General features: G+C 58.2%; 14 protein-coding genes. 10 read left to right on the forward strand and 4 right to left on the reverse strand.

The window, feature by feature from the left end:
* Positions 1–288: 288 nt before the first annotated feature.
* The 5 genes from WG939_RS04420 to WG939_RS04440 all read left to right on the forward strand — a co-directional run bounded on the left by WG939_RS04420 (position 289) and on the right by WG939_RS04440 (position 8,747).
* On the forward strand, positions 289–2,853 hold the full coding sequence (locus WG939_RS04420) for a S8 family serine peptidase (RefSeq protein WP_339983064.1): 2,565 nt from the start codon (positions 289–291) through the stop codon (positions 2,851–2,853).
* 54 nt (positions 2,854–2,907) lie between these two features.
* On the forward strand, positions 2,908–5,532 hold the full coding sequence (locus tag WG939_RS04425) for a S8 family peptidase (protein WP_339983066.1): 2,625 nt from the start codon (positions 2,908–2,910) through the stop codon (positions 5,530–5,532).
* 626 nt (positions 5,533–6,158) lie between these two features.
* Positions 6,159–7,022: a MetQ/NlpA family ABC transporter substrate-binding protein gene (locus tag WG939_RS04430; RefSeq protein WP_339983068.1), complete on the forward strand. Its 864-nt coding sequence runs from the start codon at positions 6,159–6,161 to the stop codon at positions 7,020–7,022.
* Positions 7,023–7,035: 13 nt separating this feature from the next.
* The gene (locus WG939_RS04435; RefSeq protein WP_339983071.1) at positions 7,036–8,073 is read left to right on the forward strand and encodes a methionine ABC transporter ATP-binding protein; all 1,038 of its coding nucleotides are present in this window, start codon (positions 7,036–7,038) and stop codon (positions 8,071–8,073) included.
* Positions 8,070–8,747, forward strand: coding sequence for a methionine ABC transporter permease (locus tag WG939_RS04440; RefSeq protein WP_339983073.1), 678 nt, complete (start codon positions 8,070–8,072; stop codon positions 8,745–8,747). Before WG939_RS04435 ends, WG939_RS04440 begins: the two co-directional genes overlap by 4 nt.
* A gap of 9 nt (positions 8,748–8,756) precedes the next feature.
* On the opposite strand, the gene WG939_RS04445 is transcribed toward WG939_RS04440, so the two are convergent.
* Positions 8,757–9,914, reverse strand: coding sequence for a protein adenylyltransferase SelO family protein (locus WG939_RS04445; RefSeq protein WP_339983076.1), 1,158 nt, complete (start codon positions 9,912–9,914; stop codon positions 8,757–8,759).
* A 36-nt stretch (positions 9,915–9,950) separates the two neighbouring features.
* Between WG939_RS04445 and WG939_RS04450 the strand changes: the two genes are divergently transcribed.
* The 4 genes from WG939_RS04450 to WG939_RS04465 are packed head-to-tail and all read left to right on the forward strand — an operon-like array spanning position 9,951 to position 13,518.
* On the forward strand, positions 9,951–10,721 hold the full coding sequence (locus WG939_RS04450; protein ID WP_339983079.1) for a hypothetical protein: 771 nt from the start codon (positions 9,951–9,953) through the stop codon (positions 10,719–10,721).
* A 6-nt stretch (positions 10,722–10,727) separates the two neighbouring features.
* The gene (locus WG939_RS04455) at positions 10,728–11,513 is read left to right on the forward strand and encodes a hypothetical protein (RefSeq protein WP_339983080.1); all 786 of its coding nucleotides are present in this window, start codon (positions 10,728–10,730) and stop codon (positions 11,511–11,513) included.
* 27 nt (positions 11,514–11,540) lie between these two features.
* Positions 11,541–11,765: a hypothetical protein gene (locus WG939_RS04460; RefSeq protein ID WP_339983083.1), complete on the forward strand. Its 225-nt coding sequence runs from the start codon at positions 11,541–11,543 to the stop codon at positions 11,763–11,765.
* A complete protein-coding gene (locus tag WG939_RS04465; protein ID WP_339983085.1) occupies positions 11,758–13,518 on the forward strand; it encodes a radical SAM protein in 1,761 nt (586 codons plus the stop codon). The genes WG939_RS04460 and WG939_RS04465 overlap by 8 nt, the downstream gene beginning before the upstream one ends.
* Here the strand turns inward: WG939_RS04465 and WG939_RS04470 are convergent.
* Together WG939_RS04470 and WG939_RS04475 are read right to left on the reverse strand one after the other, a co-directional pair.
* A complete protein-coding gene (locus WG939_RS04470; RefSeq protein WP_339983087.1) occupies positions 13,505–13,711 on the reverse strand; it encodes a hypothetical protein in 207 nt (68 codons plus the stop codon). The two genes, WG939_RS04465 and WG939_RS04470, sit on opposite strands and share 14 nt — an antisense overlap.
* A gap of 99 nt (positions 13,712–13,810) precedes the next feature.
* Positions 13,811–15,304 carry an ATP-binding protein gene (locus WG939_RS04475; RefSeq protein ID WP_339983089.1) on the reverse strand — a complete coding sequence of 498 codons (1,494 nt, stop codon included), beginning with the start codon at positions 15,302–15,304 and terminating at the stop codon, positions 13,811–13,813.
* A 115-nt stretch (positions 15,305–15,419) separates the two neighbouring features.
* On the opposite strand from WG939_RS04475, the gene WG939_RS04480 reads away from it, so the two are divergent.
* Positions 15,420–16,400, forward strand: a complete 981-nt coding sequence (locus WG939_RS04480; RefSeq protein ID WP_339983092.1) for an alpha/beta hydrolase — start codon at positions 15,420–15,422, stop codon at positions 16,398–16,400.
* Here WG939_RS04480 and WG939_RS04485 read toward each other — a convergent pair.
* Positions 16,339–17,238, reverse strand: coding sequence for a sucrase ferredoxin (locus WG939_RS04485; protein ID WP_339983095.1), 900 nt, complete (start codon positions 17,236–17,238; stop codon positions 16,339–16,341). The genes WG939_RS04480 and WG939_RS04485 overlap by 62 nt on opposite strands.
* Between the last annotated feature and the right edge of the window lie 30 nt (positions 17,239–17,268).

The raw sequence follows: 17,268 nt of genomic DNA on the forward strand, positions 1-17,268 counted from the left end.
CACAAGGGAACATAATCACCCAATAGCGCTAGCCAGGCACCCATCAGCACAAGTTAGCAACAATTAATTATTATCAATTAGAACACCTGAGCTCAATGTGATTACCACTTAGCTTTCAAGAGTATCTAATTTATGCTCTGATAAGTTTCCAACTTGTGATTTCTTAGTTACTATTCCTTTTAGACGCTGTATTTCTTAGGTAGCCCGCTAGGCAGGCACCGCATCACACCACTTTTCTCAAGGCGTCCCCACGTGTGTTCACATTGAAAGGAACTTGGTCGTCAGATCATGTCTCACATCCACTCGGGCCGACGCCGTCGGCTGACAGCGGTGCTATGCGCAACGCTTATCCCATTTAGCTACCTAACAGTTCCTGCACAGGCCCAAGAAGCCCCAGCAGAAAGCATCGAAACCCCAAAGATGCGCATCACCGCCGACAACCTCCAGATGGATGTGGACGGCATGGCTCAGCAGTTCATCATCGGCTACAAGAACCCTGATGAAGGAATGGCACGCATCGCCTCCGAAGAGCGCGAGTCCATCCTGACCGCAGCTGCTGAGAAGGCCGGAACCCGAGCAACAGAAGTGCGACGCATGCACAATGGCGCTTCCGTCGTTGCAACGGACAAGAACCTCACCCCACAGGAAGCCGCAGCATTCCTGGACACGTTGAACCAGCGCCCTGACGTGGCATACGTGCAGGTAGATACCTGGAACTACCCACACGCCACCCGTAACGATTCGCAGTACCCAGATCAGTGGCCAATGCATGACAAGCCTGCCAGCGCCAGCGTTGAGCCTGCGTGGGATCTTGGCTACACCGGTAACGGCGTGACCGTCGCCGTCGTGGACACCGGCATCACCGATCACCCCGATCTCGCCAAGAATGTCGACATCTCCGGTGGCTACGACTTCGTCACCGATGCCACCAAGGCCCGCGACGGCAGCGGTCGCGACGCTGATTCACACGATATGGGTGACTGGGCAAACGCCAACGAATGTGGCACCGGCAAGCCAAAGGAATTCAAGCCTTCCACCTGGCACGGCACTCACGTTGCCGGCATCGTCGGAGCTACCGCTAACAACAACCAGGGCGTGACCGGTGTTGCAGAAAACGCGCGCATCATTCCGGTTCGTTCCCTGTCCAAGTGTGGTGGCCCAACCTCCGACATTATCGACGGCATGGCATGGGCCGGCGGCCTTTCCGTTCCGGGAGCACCTGTAAACGCTAAGCCTGCAGACGTGATCAACATGTCTCTTGGCACCCCGAACGCCTGCTACGCAAACCCTGCTTACCAGGACACGATCGATGAGCTCAACGCCCTCGGCAAGATCCTCGTGGTCTCCGCTGGCAACGACAACCTCGATGCCGCCAACTACTCCCCTGCTAGCTGCGACGGCGTCATCACCGTTGCTGCTACCGGCCCAGACGGCAGCAAGGCGTCCTACTCCAACCGTGGCAACGTTGTCGAAATCTCCGCTCCTGGCGGCGACCAGAACTACATCGACTACTCCGACATGACCCAAAAGAAGGACCCGAAGCGTGGCTTCCTGTCCACTCTGAATGACGGTACGCAGGATCCTGCGAATGCGAGCTACCAGTTCTACGACGGCACCTCCATGGCCGCTCCACTGGTCGCGGGCATCGTTGCCCTGATGAAGGAAGCCCGCCCCGACCTGGACGTCACCTTGGCTACTGAAGCCATCCAGAAGACTGCCAAGAAGGTGGAGACCTTCGGTATGGGCGCCGGCATCATCAATGCCAAGCCTGCCATCGAGTACGTCATGCAGAACCCTCCTGCAACCACTCAGCCTGGCACTCCTGCTCCTGGCACAACCGTAACCACCGTGTCCACGGCTCCTGCGCCTCGCACCACCGTGACCCCAGCTCCAGTGACCGTGACTTCCACGAAGCTGACCACCGAGACCGTCGCCGAGACCACCACGGCTACCTCCGTGGTCACCCAAACCAACGAGCCTGCCCCTGTCACGGTCACCAAGACCACCGTCATCGACGCCCGCCCAACCACTGTCACTAAGACGGTCACCACCACGGTTCCGGGCGATAGCTTCACGACGACCGAGGTTGCTCCTGGCCAGACCTTGACGGAGACCACCACGGCTGCTGGCCCAACCATCGTGGAGCCAACCACCGTGACCATGACTGCTCCTGTCGCAACTGTTGTTGAGACGAAGGACCCAGTTACCTCCACCGTTCACGAGACTGAGACTGTGACCAGCACCAACACTGTTCCTGGCCAGACCTCCACGGTGAAGACCACTGAGCCTGCCGAGACCGTCACCACCACTGTTGCTCCAAGCACCGTGACCATCACGCCATCCACCGTGACTACCACTCCTGTTCAGCAGACCATCACGGAAGTTGTCACCTCCACGGTGACTGGCGTTCCAGGAACTGTCGTCGAAAAGACCACGGTTCCAGGTGCAACCGAGACCGTCACTGCTGCACCGGAGACCAGCACTGCTGTCACCACCCCTGGCGGCACAGACGTCACCGTTACTGCAGCTCCAGTAACCGAAACTTCAGTCACCGAGGTCACCTCGACGCTGCACACCACTGTCACCGAAACCACTGTTGTTGATGACAACGGTGGCGAGGTACCAGTGACCACCACGACCGTGATCGAGCAGATCGGCGATCCGGACCCAGGCGTCGTCATTGGCGACGGTGGTTCCTCGAACGGCTTCTTTAGCTGGAAGTCCCTCTTCCTCCTGATCCCGGCACTGTTCATCTTCCTTGGCACTTTCGGTGGCCAGACCGGTTCTGCAGAGGGCTCCTCCGCTAACCCTTGGGCTGCAGTTCTGAACAACCTCCGCGGCCTGTTCCGCTAATCATCTGAAAAACTCTCCATGCTTCATTTCAAGAAAGGATCCGTGCCAACCATCATGTTGATCGGAAACTCACGGACGACATTCCATCGTCAACTCCTGACGCTGGCCTCGGTGATTGCGGTACCTGCTTCCATGTTGGTTATGCCAACTGCTGTGGCGCAGGAGCTCACCCCAGGCCACGTTGAGCACGAACTCAACCCAAATAACCCAGCCGGTCTGCAACGCTTCATTGTGAAGTACCGCGACAATGGCATGATGCACATCAGCGCCGAGCAGCAGGAAGACAGCCTGCAGAAGGCTGCCTCCGAGGCTTCCGCTAGCGCTGAAACCGTCAAGGTTCTCCACGACGGCGCCCGCGCCATCAAGATGGATCACAACCTGTCCGTCGAAGAAGCAGATGCTTTCCTCGACAGCTTGGCTGCCGACCCTCGCGTCGAATACGCCCAGCAGGACTCGTGGGTCTTCCCGATGGCTGCTCCAAACGACCCAATGTACGCCAAGCAGTGGAACCTTCACGACGCTGAAGTGCGTTCCGACCAGGAAAATATCGTCATTCCTGGCGAGTACAGCGCAGACGCAGATAAGGCCTGGGACCTCGGTGTCACCGGCCAGGGGCAGACGATCGCCGTCATCGACACCGGCATCACCAAGCACCCAGATCTCGACTCCAAGGTGCTGCCGGGCTACGACATGATCTCTGACGCCACCATTTCCCGTGATGGCGACGGCCGCGACAACAATCCACAGGACGAAGGCAACTGGAACGGTGCCACCGAATGTGGCAACGGTCTTGCTTCCGATTCCTCCTGGCACGGCTCCCACGTCGCTGGTGTCGCCGCTGCAGTCACCAACAATGGTCAGGGCGTTGCAGGCATGGCTCCAGATGCCAAGATTCTTCCTCTGCGCGTCATGGGACGCTGTGGCGGTCTTGGCTCCGACATGACCGACGCCATGGTTTGGGCTGCTGGTGGCGACGTCGCTGGTCTGCCTAAGAACAACAACCCAGCTTCTGTTATCAACCTGTCCATGGGGGCGCAGGGCAAGTGCATCCGCGACCAGGCCTTTATCGACGCCATCGCCTTTGCAAACAGCAAGGGTGCAACGGTTCTGGCCGCTGCAGGCAATTCCGATGATGAGGCCCTGTGGTACAAGCCAGCCAGCTGTGAAGGCGTCATCACCGTCGGTGCTGTGGGCCCTAACGGTAAGCGCGCCTGGTACTCCAGCTACGGCCCAGAGGTCGACATCGCTGCACAAGGTGGCGACCACTTCGCAGAGAACTCCACGTATCGCATCCACGACTTCGGTGTGTGGTCTGCCGTGTCCGACAGCACGACCACCCCAGGTAACCCAACCTACGGTTCTCAGAATGGCACCTCGCAGGCCACCCCAATGGTGGCAGGCGCAGTCGCAATGCTGAAGCAGGCAAAGCCTGGCATCACCAACGACGAGATCATGCAGGTTCTGCAGGGTACGTCCATGCCGTTCGCTGAGGATACCTCTGCCAAGCCAATTGGCGCGGGCATCTTGAATGTGGGCGCAGCCGTCGCCAAGGTGCTCGGCACCACCGTCCCAACCACCTCCGCACCGGCAACCTCCACGCCAGCCACTACGGCCCCGGGCACCACTGCCCCAGGTTCCACGACCACCAAGACCGTCACCACCACCCCACCGGCTGTCACCGTGACTGCCCCAACTCAGGTAGTGACCTCGACTCAGACCGTCACCAAGACCAGCGTGCAGCCTGTCACCGAGGTAGTTACCTCCACGACGAAGACCACGGCTCCTGCTGCAACCGTCACCCTGACCGAGACTTCGACCTCTGTGGTCGCGCCGATCACCGTGACCGCTACGGAAACCATCACGGCACCGGCAACCACCGAGTCGGTTACCTCCACTGGTGCCCCAGTCACCGTGACCGAGACCGCCATTGGTGAGCCAACTGTCGTACCTTCCACCGTGACTGAAACTGCAGCTCCAGAGACCTCCACCGTGATCGAAGATGGCGGCACGGTAGTGACCACCGTCAGCGCGACGACCACCGCTGTTGAAACGACCACCGAGCCAAACGTCGTGGTTACTGAGACGCAGCCGGCACCAGTTGTCACCGTGACTGAGACTCAGGACGCTGTCACCCAGACCCTGGTTCCAGTGACTGTCACCGACGCTCCTGCTCCTGTGACCGTCACCAAGACCACCAAGGTGACCGTCCCACAGGCCCCTGTGACACAGACCCAGATCGTTTCCGAGCCAAATCAGACCGTGACCGAAACCCCTGGCGTGGTCGTTGTGACCAGCACGGCACCTGCCGAGGATTCCACCACCACCGTGACTCCAACCAGCGTCGTCACCGAGACCGAGATCGTTGAGACCACCGCAGTGGCCACCACGACCCAGACCTCTGTGGTCGACGAAGGCGGAGTCCCAGTACCAGTGGTGACCGAAACGATCACCACCACCCTGGCTCCAAAGGACACGGACTACACGCTGGACATCGGCCCAATCGGCTCCTCCTGGACCGACAACGAAACCGGCAAGACCTTCAGCTTCAGCTCCCTGTGGCTGTTCATCCCGGCACTGGCAGCAATCTTCCAGTTCTTCGGCCACATCCCATTCATCGGTGGCTCCAGCAGCAACCCTTGGATTGCCCTGACCTCCTGGTTCCGAGGCATGTTCCAGTAATCCCGCTCAATCAATCGTCCGGTCGGCGTATCGTCGGCCGGACTTTTGCTTGTCTGGGTGATGTGCTTTCGGCGGTCGCGTTTGACTTTGACGAAGCTGTTTAGACGAAGATTGCAGGAACCGTGACAGCTATGGAAGAAGCGACCTCGAAACCTCGTCCAAACAAACTCGTCAAACACCCTCTCACCCGGCCCCACGGACGACTTTGACGAAGCTGTTTAGACGAAGATTGCAGGAACCGTGACAGCCATGGAAGAAGCGACCTCGAAACCTCGTCCAAACAAACTCGTCAAACACCCTCTCACCCAGCCCCACCGACGACTTTGACGAAGCTGTTTAGACGAAGATTGCAGGAACCGTGACAGCCATGGAAGAAGCAACCTCGAAACCTCGTCCAAACAAACTCGTCAAACACCAAACGCCCGGCACAAACCCCGAGTTCAACAATAAGACGACACTGTGACCAAGGACACACATCCCCTAAACATGCAGGCTATCCGCCTCAAACATCACCCGATGCCCCAAAAACAGACCAAGCTTTCTAGACCAAGCTGTACAAAACATGCCCGAAACACTAAGTTAAACACCACTACATAGAAAGCTCTGTCTAGAAAGGCAAAACGAAAATGAAACTCCGCCGTACTGCCGCCCTCGGGCTGGCCGCAATCCTGGCAGCTACCTCTCTTACCTCCTGTGGCCGTGGCGCTGCAGATAAGGACGCTATCCAGCTCGGCACCACCGAAGCTGACATGGGTTACTGGAAGGTCTTCGAGCAGGAGGCCGAGAAGGCTGGCGTTAAGATCCAGACCAAGCAGTTCGCGGATTACCAGACCCCTAACCGCGCCCTGAACGACAAGGAAGTGGACGCTAACCTCTTCCAGCACCTTAAGTTCCTGGCCCAGCACAACGCTGGTTCCGGCAACAACCTGGTAGCCATTGGCTCTACCCAGATCGTGCCACTGGCGCTGTACTGGAAGGACCACACGTCCCTCGATGGCATTGAGGGCCAGGAAGTCGCCCTTCCAAACGACCCTTCTAATCAGGGCCGCGCAATTAACGTTCTCAAGCAGGCCGGTCTGGTCACCCTGAAGACCGAGGGCCTGATTACCCCTACCCCAGCTGACGTCGATACGGCAGCCTCCAAGGTGAAGATTGTGCCGGTCGACTCTGCGCAGACCGCCACCGTGTACAAGGAGGGCAAGCCTGCGATCGTGAACAACACCTTCCTCGAGCGCGCGAACATCGACGCCAAGACCGCCATCTTCAAGGATGACCCGAACTCTCCTGAGGCCGAGCCTTACATCAACGTCATCGCGGTTCGCCAGGAAGATGTGAACAACGAGAAGATCGCTAAGCTTGTTGAGGTCTACCACTCCGAGCCTGTCCAGAAGGCCCTCGCAGAGGACTCCAAGGGCACGTCGGTGGAAGTTAAGCGCTCCAAGGAGGACCTGAACAAGATCCTCGAGCGTCTCCAGAACAACCAGAAGTAACACAAGGATCCTCGTGACTCAGCCTGAACGCCCCGGAACTCGCATCGAGTTTCGGGGCATTACCAAGACCTTCCACACCGGGAAGAAGACCCTGACCGCCCTCGACGACGTCAACCTCACCGTCGAATCCGGCGACATCATCGGCATCATCGGTTACTCCGGCGCCGGCAAGTCGACCCTCGTGCGCCTCATCAACGGCCTCGAAAAGGCTACTTCTGGCGAGCTGCTTCTCGACGACCTAAACGTCGTCGGTCTCTCCGAGCGCCAGCTGCGCACCGTTCGCCGCGACATCGGCATGATCTTCCAGCAGTTCAACCTGTTTTCCTCCCGAACTGCCGCTGGCAACGTCGCTTACCCACTGGAACTCGCTGGAGTTCCGAAGGCTGAGCGAGAAAAGCGCGTCGCTGAGCTGCTTGAGTTCGTCGGTCTTGGCGACAAAGCCAAGCACTACCCCGAGCAGCTCTCCGGTGGCCAGAAGCAGCGCGTCGGCATCGCCCGTGCGCTTGCGACCAACCCGCGCCTGCTGCTTGCCGACGAAGCCACCTCCGCACTCGACCCAGAGACCACGCAGGACGTGCTGCACCTGCTCCGCGAGGTGAACAAGAAGTTCGGCATCACCATCGTCGTGATTACTCACGAAATGGAAGTTGTGCGCTCCATCGCCGACAAGGTCGCCGTGATGGAGGCCGGCAAGGTCGTCGAATTCGGTTCCGTCTACGACGTCTTCTCCACCCCGCAGACCGACGTCGCCTCCCGCTTCGTCGCCACCTCCCTGCGCAACACCCCGGACATGGTGGAATCGGATGAGCTTAAGCTTCGCGACGGTCGCATCTTCACCATCGACCTGACCGAGGAAACCGGCTTCTTCGCTGCCTCCGCGGACGCTACGAAGGCAGGCGTGAACATCAACATCGTTCACGGCGGTATTACGACGCTGCAGCATCATTCCTTTGGCAAGGTCACTGTTCAGCTGACCGGCCCTGCCGAGGCTATTGAGCAGTTCTACCAGGCAGTTTCGACCAACGCTGATGTACAGGAGATCATTCGATGAACCAGACCGTACTCGCAGCAGATTGGGATCGCCTCGGCGATTCGTTCGTCACCGCCATCATCGATACCCTTTACATGGTCTCGATCACCATGGTGGTCGCCGGCATTCTTGGCCTGGCCATTGGCATCTTGCTCTACTCCTCCCGCACCGGCGGAATCCTGCAGAACAAGGCGCTGTACACCGTGCTGAACGTGATCGTGAACTTCGTGCGCCCGATCCCGTTCATCATCTTGATCGCCTTCATCGGACCGCTGACCAAGCTCGCAATCGGCACCACCATCGGTATTGACGCAGCCACCTTCGTCATGTCCGTGGCAGCCACCTTCGGCATTGCCCGCATCGTCGAGCAGAACCTCGTCTCCATCGACCCAGGCATGATTGAGGCGGCACGTTCCATGGGTGCTTCCCCGTGGCGCATCATCCGCACCGTGATCATTCCTGAGGCCCTTGGCCCGCTGATTCTCGGCTACACCTTCGTGTTCATCGCGGTCGTCGACATGTCTGCGATGGCCGGTTACATCGGTGGTGGCGGCCTGGGCGACTTCGCGATCGTCTACGGCTACCGCTCCTTCGATACCGAAGTGACCCTGGCAGCAACCGCAGTGATCATCGTGATCGTCCAGATCGCGCAGCTGGCAGGCAACTACCTGTCCAAGAAGATCATGCGTCGATAGCCCCGGGTCTTAGGTCCCGCAAAAAGTCACGTAGCTTGAGGCCGTCTGCTGATACTCAGCAGGCGGCTTTTCGTATGGCCGCTGCAGTACTTCATGCAATGCCTCGAACAAAGACAGGTCCCCCTCATTGGCAGCGTCCAGGGCTCGCTGCACCACAAAGTTGCGTGGGATAACCTGTGGGTTCTTCCCTTCTAAGGAGGCGTGAGCCAGCGTGTGATCCTTACCAGGGAGGGATGCGAACCACTCATTGATCTTTGCCGGATCTGACGTTCCGATCTTGCGAGCGAACACCTTTTGCAGTGCGTCGGAGAAGAGCCCAACAAAGTCACCGTCAAAGCCTAGTTGGGCGAGGTTCCACTGCAAGATCGCAGGTTGGCGACCATAGGCGTACCTCCCCTGGGTGTCGATTGAGGAAAAGCAGGCAGCTGGATCGTGCGCATCTAAGAAGGCACAGGGTCCATAGTCCAGGGTTTCCCCGGAAATCGAGGTGTTGTCAGTGTTCATGACGCCATGCACGAAGCCGATGCCCATCCATTCGGCCACGGTGTCACATTGACGCTGGGCAACAGCATCCACTCCACCGGGGAAGAGCGACCAGGCATAGTCTTCCAACCGGGATTGCATGTCCGCCGTGCCGTTATTGCGCACCAATTCAAAAGTGCCCACCCGCAGGTGAGAGCGCGCTACGCGCACCACTACTCCACCCGGCACCACCAGCTGGCGCTGAACTTTTCGGCCAGTTGTCAGCACTGCGAGGGCACGCGTGGTGGGGATGCCCACGGCGTGCATGTATTCCGAGATCAGGTACTCGCGGAGCATCGCATCCAGTGGTCCGCGGCCGTCGCCACCACGGGAAAACGGGGTACGCCCAGTCCCCTTGGCTTGGACTTCGTAACCCGCAAAGGTGCCGAGGAGGAGAGCTCTGCCGTCGCCAAGCAGCGGGTTGTACTGGCCGAACTGGTGTCCGGCATAGGCGAGCGCGTACCCGCCGCGCTGCCCGAGGAGGAAGGCGATGCCGTCGGGGCTGCGGAGCCAGTTGGGGTCGAGGCCGAGGTCGCGGGCGAGGGGCTCGTTGAGGATGAGCAGCGTCGGGTCCGGGGTGGCCTCGCCGGCTGCGGGGTAGGCGAGCTCGGGCAGGGCCTCGACGATAGGAAACTCAGGTTTCATGGTGCCCCAGTATAGGAATTGTCTTATCGTCTAGGTATGAAAAAGGTCTTTCCTTTCATTGTGGCGGCGCTCGCTGCTGCATTCATCGTGTCCATCGTGATGGCGTTGCTTGGGTACCCGATCATGCTGGAGCACATCAGCAGTTTCCTCTCCACCTGGGGCTTCTTTCTGGCCATTCTTGGTGTTATCTACGTCGTTAACCGGTTCATGAGGCGGAAAAACGAAGCGAAGAAGTGGACCGATGGCCGCGTCGGAGTGGGCACCATCCAGCGCTATTCACACAGTGGCCGCTACAACAACGTGCGCACTTACAGCCTCACGATGCAGGTTGAAAGCGAAGACGGCCACACTTTTGTTGGCAACATGAACCCGCAGGTGGGACGGCGACACCTCCCCGATCTCGCGCCAGGCACAAAGATCCCGGTGTGTTTCAGCGCCGCCAAAGCGACCCAACTTTTCGTTCCGCACGGCCCGTTGAAGGCTCGCGCGCAGCTGTTTTTCGAGTACATTCAGCAGCGCGATGGCGTCATCAGCCAAGTGGCGATTGATGCGAAATACCGCGGTCAGCCGTGCCGAGCTACGGTGCAGGGGGTGCGCCAAGGTGGGTACCGAGAGGGATCAGCCGTGCAATGGATTCTGGATTTGCAGGTCTTCACCCCGGATGGGCAACAGTTCCCGAGCACCGCGAAAGTCCTGCTAAACAAGGCCCAATATGACCTGCTGCGCAGCGCAAACTATGTGGAAGCAAAATACCTGTCTCATGACACCAGCGAAGTCGCGGTGAAGATTCCAACGCCAGCGAAGTAACTTTCCATGAGTCGCTACGTCATCGCATTCCTGCAGCTTGTGGCCGTGGTGGCATTCCTGTGGTGGACGAGGTTCGTCTTCACCGTCGACGCTAAGCCGGGCAGCTTCTTTCATGATGCCGAGCCATCTTTCCTCTTTACCGTTGGCTTCGTACTCTTAATTTGCACGTTGTCTGTCCTCGGGCGCTTTTATCCCACGAATGTCGCCCGGTACTGGAAGGACGGCCGGGTGGGCGTCGGTACGGTGCGTTCCTACCAGCGCTTGGGGCTGAAGAAAAACGTGCGCAGCTACGAGTTAAAGATGCAGGTAGAGGGCGAGGATGGCGCGCTTTTCGACGGCACCTTGGTCGTCCCCGTCGGTAGGCGGCGCCTCGGCGCCCTGCACCAAGGGCTGCGCTTACCGGTGATCTATCGGGAGAAGAAGCCCGCCAAGCTGTTTGTCCCGCATGGGCCTTTTACTCAGCGCGCACAGTTGTTTTATGACTTCTTGGATGTGCGGGACGGCCGTGTCGACCAGCACACGCTCAACGCTGGCTATTTTGGACAGCCAGCCCGGGCGGTGATAGTGCAGGAAATGTCTGATGGGCTGGTGTTTCCGGGGAAGGAGCGTCTGCATTTCACCGTGAACGTGTTTACGCCTGATGGGCGTCAGTTTCCTGCGGAAGCAACGTTGCTGGCAGATAAGTACGAAAAGGGGCTTCTCCACAAGGCGCGGTACGTGGAGGCAAAGTATTTGCCTGAGGCACCGGAAAGAGTGGCTCTTCGTATTCCGAAAGCCCCAAAGGTGGGTTAAGGTGCGAAGTGTCAGGGAGGAAAGACGATGAACAATTTTGAAGGTTGGCTTGCTCAGAATCGGCTGGATCAGGCGCTGACGAACGACACGTTGTTCCAGGAAGCTCTTGGCTTCAACGATGGTTGGACCGATATCGTCGGCAATGAGCTGCGCACCCGTGGCTGGACCGGCGGCGGTGGCACTGCAGATTCCTTCGGCGGCTCCAACAATAACAACAACAATAACAACAATAACAACAATAATAATGGCTGACCTGCAGTTATTTCATCAGGCAATCAAGCTCACGTTCGTCCCCAACCAGTACTGCAACTTGGGTTGCAGCTACTGCTACCTCGGTGACCTTACAGAAAACCGCGACACCTACGACGACGTTATCTCCCAGTTCCACGCTATTGCTGGCCACCTCGAGCACCAGGGCATCCTCATCGACGCGCTCCTCCTCCACGGCGCCGAGATTTCCCTCCTCCCCCAGCCAGTGCTCCGCGAACTTTTCCAGGCCTACTTCGACTACCGCGAACGCTTCAAGTCCGAGCTCAAAGCCTTAGGTCGGCGCACGCACAGCCCAATCCACATCAAGACGAATCTGTACAACTTCCACGTCCTACGCCCGCTCTACGAGGAATTCCAAGTCTCCATCTCCGGTAGCTTTGACCTGCCATTTTCACTCCACGAGGAGCTGCGCACCACCAAGCAGGGCAAATCCACGCTCAAGCGCACATTGGATAACGTCCTGTTGCTGAAGGACTACCCCTTCCCCAAGGGAATTTCTTGCGTGGTGGGCAAGCCACACTTGCTGCGCATTGACGAGTTCATTGAAAACATCGAATGGCTCGACGCGCAGGGCTTTGACATGTGCACTGACTTCTACATCATGTTCGCCTACGACAGCGCGAACGCGCACTACAAGTCGCAGCTCACACAGGAAGAAATGGTCGAATTCCTGAATAGGCTGCGCGAACACTTTAAGGGCACAAAGTTCGAGCGCGCGATCTACTACGAGTGGTTCAAGGAATTCACCCATGACTACTGCACCAACCAGATCAACTGCGGCACCAACAACTTCCTCGCACAGAAGGACGGCGACGTCTACCCGTGCCACCGTGGCCAGGCCGAGCCTGATCTGAAGTTCGGCAACATTACCCAGCTCGGGATGCCGGAACTTGTCGCTTCCGGAGAGAAGACGATTCAGCTTTACGAGGCCGCGAACGAGCCACTTTCGCAGGAATGCCGAGAATGCCCCTGGTTTTACCTGTGCTTCGCCGGTTGCCCCATCGAACGCAACAACACCCGCGGCAATAAGTCATACACCTGCTCGCTGCAGAAGGAGCTGTACAAGGCGCAGCCGAACCGCTTCCCGCCGAAGCCTGAGTTCAGCCGTCGCCAAGTGGATGCGTTCCTGCGCCAGAACCAGCCACACGTGCTCGATGACCTCAGCGTTCCCCGTCTAATGAACTTCAATCCGGAACTGCTCGACCCCTCAAATTCCCTTGCGTCCCTCATTCAGCGGGACGCTACGTTGCAGGAGATGTTCCGCCCCGGCGCGATCAAACTGGTGGTTAACGGCCAGGCGACAGGCCTCTTCTCCTCGCATCTTTTTGGGCGGATGACCCAGGTGAGCCTGCGGCCGAGTGATCGGGTGTTTGTGGCCGTCGATAAGGCGTATTGGGCGCTGAACGGTGGCGACCTCGGCAACGCTATCAAGGTGCAGCTGCTATCGGACGCGCCGGTGGTGTACGGCGATGAGCAGCGGACGAAGATGTCGCATGTGGCCACGATGGATGCGTACCCGGCGCAGCTGCAGGAGCTTAGCGACGCCTGGATCCTCGATCTCACTCCGTTTATACAGCTCCACGCGCCGGGCTTTCTGCCGGACTTTGGCAATTTGATCTCGGTGACGACGCTGCGTGCCCGCGAGTATCACTACTCCAAGCACGGCAAGAATGCGTTCTACCACCTGGAGACGATTAACTTGCCGTTCCCGGAGTTTCGGTTTAGCTGGAGTTAGTTTTCCGTTCGACCCACACCCATACCAGCGAAAGCAGGAAAGCTGGAAGTAGGAGCCAGGCTAGGTAGTGCCAGGTGCGGGCACCGAAGTAGGATTCGTCTGCGCTGAGTCCTGCGAGGTAGTTGATGGTGATTGTGGCGACAAACAGCACCATGGCTGTTGCGATGCTGAGCCAGAGTCTCCATTTGTGCATGCGACAGTCCTTTCTCTTACCTCCAAAGTTATCGTTTTTTGGCTTTGGTGTCGATAGCCTGCAGGTAACGATTCGCAAGGAGAGCCGCGTTTTGGGATGCTACGGTGATAGTCGATACATGGTATTCCGCTTGCCCTGGCCCCCTTCTCGGTGGATGATTCCCTCTTTAAGAAGTGGCGCCAGGGCGTAGCGAATCTGGGATTCCGTGAGGGATAGTTCTTCCTCCAGGTCATGGAAGGAGAATCCTTGTCGCTTGTTCCTGGCAACTTCATAGATGAGGGGAGCGTTTTTCCCGAGCCGAACTATGTCCATCGGATCGCGGTGAGCGCTGACGGAAGGTCGTTCGTGTGCGTGGCGTTTGCGCCAGAAAATGGTCGTGAATTTCACGCCGGAATCCACAAAGGTGGGTGCCGGGACACCGTGTGACTCACATTGGCGCAGGATTTCCTGTATTCCCCCTCCCTCGCCTTCGATGATGGAGTTCCCATCGGAATCGGTCACCAGTTTGGCAATGCGGTACAGGCGTTGGTTGACCTCAGCTCGGGTGAGTTCCTCGCTCAGCAATTGATCAATGGACAGTGTCTTTAGCCCGCCGGGTGAGGAGATGACGAGCTTGTTTGGTTCGAGCCGAATGTCAATAGCTTTGCCAGCTTCGACGGTGAGTGGCCCAAGGTCCCGGTGGACCAAAGCGTTGGCCACGGCTTCTCGAATAGCCGGAAGAGGCAGCTCATAGATGGTCTTCATGTGCCCATTCGGCTGGTATTGCTCTACGGCGTCTAGGTTTCGCAAGACCCATTGCATGACGTTGTGGATCAGATCAGGGACAGGACCATGAAAAGTTTCAAGATTGCGCAGTCTGGTGTCATTTCCGTGCGGCATGCGAACCGCACAGGTCACCGCCAGCGAAGGGAGTGGTCCTTGTGGCAGAATGCCGAGGCCATAAAGACCGGCGAGCGTCACCTCACCTTGGGCTGTGAGAACCCCCAGCGTGCGCAGCACCTTATCGTCATCCGTGATGGCTGAGAGTCGCGAAATGTGTGTTCGCGCAGCAGAAAGAAATTGGGAAACGAGATTTGGGTCCAGATCTTCGATAGAGGTATCTCCTACCGAACGCTGATCCAAGTTGGCAGAAGCATCGGCATGAAGCTTCGCTGCCTCCAGCATTCCCAGTTCACCGCTACTAATTTCATAGTTTCCATCCGACTGGCGGAGATATGCTTTTCCGCGGTAGCGCGCTGGGCGCCGATAGAGATCAAGCCCTTGAACCTCGGCAACCACGACGGACCTCCGTCGCACGTGCACGACGTATGCATCAATGTGAGGACAGGGCTCCACGCTCATTCTGGCAGCGGAAATTAGCCCTGCTTCGAGTTGCGCGGCTTCTTTAACCCCTAAAATTTCAAAGTCTTGGTTTTCGGAAATCCCCAGTAAAATTGTGCCACCATCAGGCATATTCGCGAATGCACATACCGTAGCTCCGATGTCTTCAGGCAGACCCCCTTGCGCCGATTTCACCTCGATGCTCGCGGAATCGCCACGTCGAGCACGCAGCTCAGCAATAAGTGCGGTGATATCCCCCGAGTTCAGCTTCATACTTCCAAACATAACTCAGAAACTTTCCAAGTTTCAAGGTGAAACTTGGAACATTTGAAAGTATGCTGGACAGTAGTTGCTTTCCACTCACGTCAACCTTGCAAGGTGTGGAGTCATGAAGAAGTTGCTCACCGTTTTAGCATCCATCGTGGCCGTAATAGTCCTTGTCGTAGCAATGATCGCGGTTGTTCACGTTGTGAACGTCAAACGCTACGCCATCCCGGGCGACAATCCGCGGGACAAGACCACCTACGAGACGAACGCCCAGGTCACCAGCATCGAAGGTGAATACCTCAACGGTTTTCACTTCCAGCCGGCAGAAAAGCGTCACAAAGGCACAATTGTCACCTTCGGCGGATCGGAAGGCTCGCCGGACTACAGCAGGGCCAAACAACTCTCTGAGCAGGGCTTTGAGGTGTACGCGCTGTTCTTCTTCGGACAGTCGAATCAGCAGCAAGAACTAGCCGAGGTACCGTTGGAGTTCTTCGACGAAGTGAGCGCCCTCATTCCGGAGGGACCAGTGACCGTGATCGGATCTTCAAAGGGAGCGGAACTCACCGCAAACCTCGCTGCGCGGGGAGCGAAGATAGACAATATCGTGCTGTTCACGCCGAGTGAATACACCTATCAGGGCCTTGCCTTTGGGCAGAAAGAAACGTCATCCTTCACCCAAAGTGGCCAGCCACTTCCTTACCTATCGTTCCGCAATTCGGCACCTGGTCCGTCGATGAAAATGTTCGGAAGCATGATCCTCGGACTCCCGGTTCGATACCGTGGAATCTACGAATCCATCCCGCCGAAGGATGAAGCCCGCATCCCAATCGAGAATTTCAAGGGCAATGGCCTACTTTTTGCCGGAGACCAAGACGCCATGTGGCCAGGCGATATCGCCGCGCACAAACTTTCCGAACGCAACCCCAACCTGGAATCCCACGTCTACCCCGGCGCCGGCCACCTATTTGCTGAAGACATCACCAGCTTCGGCCCATCCTGGGAAAAGATGCTCGGCGGCACGATCGACGGCAACCGCGCAGCTAAGCAGGATTCCGATCGGATTCTGCTGGAGAAGCTAAGCGAGTGGCATCCAGCTCCCTAACACCAACAGCAACCAGGGCTTTCCCGCGCTTAGGGGCGTCCCCGCACGAGGAAATCACCCCGTCGACCTCGCGTTCTTCAAGATCTACCTGCCAACAGCGGCCGTCGACATGCGTGACCTCGCCGCCAGAAATCCTCAAAGAAGCCAGCTCAACCCGCTCCCCCGCTTCCGCCAGCTTGTTCGCCACGGCCAGCTCAGCGACCTGTTCAGGCCGGGAATAGCAACTGCGGCCACGATTGCCGGCCAGGAACAGCTGCCCTTGGGCGAAGAAGCGGACCATGTCGGTCGCCGCGAGCTCGTTGAGGCGCCCGAAGGAATAACCCCAGGGCAACGCGATTATCGACGGCGCAAAGCGGTGCCCCTTCGTGTGGGAAGATTCCCACACCATGTTGCCAGGGAACTGCTCCTCTAGGTGCGCAGCCAGCGGTCGGCCTTTGAGGGCGCAGCACCGGTCGCGTTTGCCGTGGGTGCACACCAGAATCACTGGGTGCTCGACGGGTTCCCCGGAGCCGTCAAGAGGATCTATTCCTAACAACTCGCGCGGATGATCGATGACGTGTTTACGGGCAGTACCTGCGCGAACGTCGGCGATGAATACGACTCTGCGGTCGCGCTGTTGTCCCTCCCGGCCGGGCTTTCGGATGAGCTGCAGGCTCGCGCCGTATGTCTTGAGGTAGTCGGCTAGCTCTGCGGTCAGTTCTGGCCCGAAGACTCCGCCGTCCATGATGTCGTGGCTCCAGCCGAGGGCGTGCTCGAGCGCGATGAACAGGGTTCCGGTTTTCGCGGTTCCCGGCAGCGGTTCCACTCGCTGATCAGAGCACAGTACCTCAGGGTTCATGCCCCCAGGGTAGCGCAATCACTAAGGTAA

The sequence above is a fragment of the Corynebacterium sp. H130 genome (genome assembly GCF_037572395.1).
Lineage (GTDB): Bacteria > Actinomycetota > Actinomycetes > Mycobacteriales > Mycobacteriaceae > Corynebacterium.

Excerpts from the sequence above, each read along its gene's own strand:
- WG939_RS04420 (WP_339983064.1), top strand. The coding sequence starts at position 289 with ATGTCTCACATCCACTCGGGCCGACGCCGTCGGCTGACAGCGGTGCTA.
- WG939_RS04425 (WP_339983066.1), top strand. The coding sequence starts at position 2,908 with ATGTTGATCGGAAACTCACGGACGACATTCCATCGTCAACTCCTGACG.
- WG939_RS04430 (WP_339983068.1), top strand. The coding sequence starts at position 6,159 with ATGAAACTCCGCCGTACTGCCGCCCTCGGGCTGGCCGCAATCCTGGCA.
- WG939_RS04440 (WP_339983073.1), top strand. The coding sequence starts at position 8,070 with ATGAACCAGACCGTACTCGCAGCAGATTGGGATCGCCTCGGCGATTCG.
- WG939_RS04445 (WP_339983076.1), bottom strand. The coding sequence starts at position 9,914 with ATGAAACCTGAGTTTCCTATCGTCGAGGCCCTGCCCGAGCTCGCCTAC.
- WG939_RS04450 (WP_339983079.1), top strand. The coding sequence starts at position 9,951 with ATGAAAAAGGTCTTTCCTTTCATTGTGGCGGCGCTCGCTGCTGCATTC.
- WG939_RS04455 (WP_339983080.1), top strand. The coding sequence starts at position 10,728 with ATGAGTCGCTACGTCATCGCATTCCTGCAGCTTGTGGCCGTGGTGGCA.
- WG939_RS04460 (WP_339983083.1), top strand. The coding sequence starts at position 11,541 with ATGAACAATTTTGAAGGTTGGCTTGCTCAGAATCGGCTGGATCAGGCG.
- WG939_RS04465 (WP_339983085.1), top strand. The coding sequence starts at position 11,758 with ATGGCTGACCTGCAGTTATTTCATCAGGCAATCAAGCTCACGTTCGTC.
- WG939_RS04470 (WP_339983087.1), bottom strand. The coding sequence starts at position 13,711 with ATGCACAAATGGAGACTCTGGCTCAGCATCGCAACAGCCATGGTGCTG.
- WG939_RS04475 (WP_339983089.1), bottom strand. The coding sequence starts at position 15,304 with ATGAAGCTGAACTCGGGGGATATCACCGCACTTATTGCTGAGCTGCGT.
- WG939_RS04480 (WP_339983092.1), top strand. The coding sequence starts at position 15,420 with ATGAAGAAGTTGCTCACCGTTTTAGCATCCATCGTGGCCGTAATAGTC.
- WG939_RS04485 (WP_339983095.1), bottom strand. The coding sequence starts at position 17,238 with ATGAACCCTGAGGTACTGTGCTCTGATCAGCGAGTGGAACCGCTGCCG.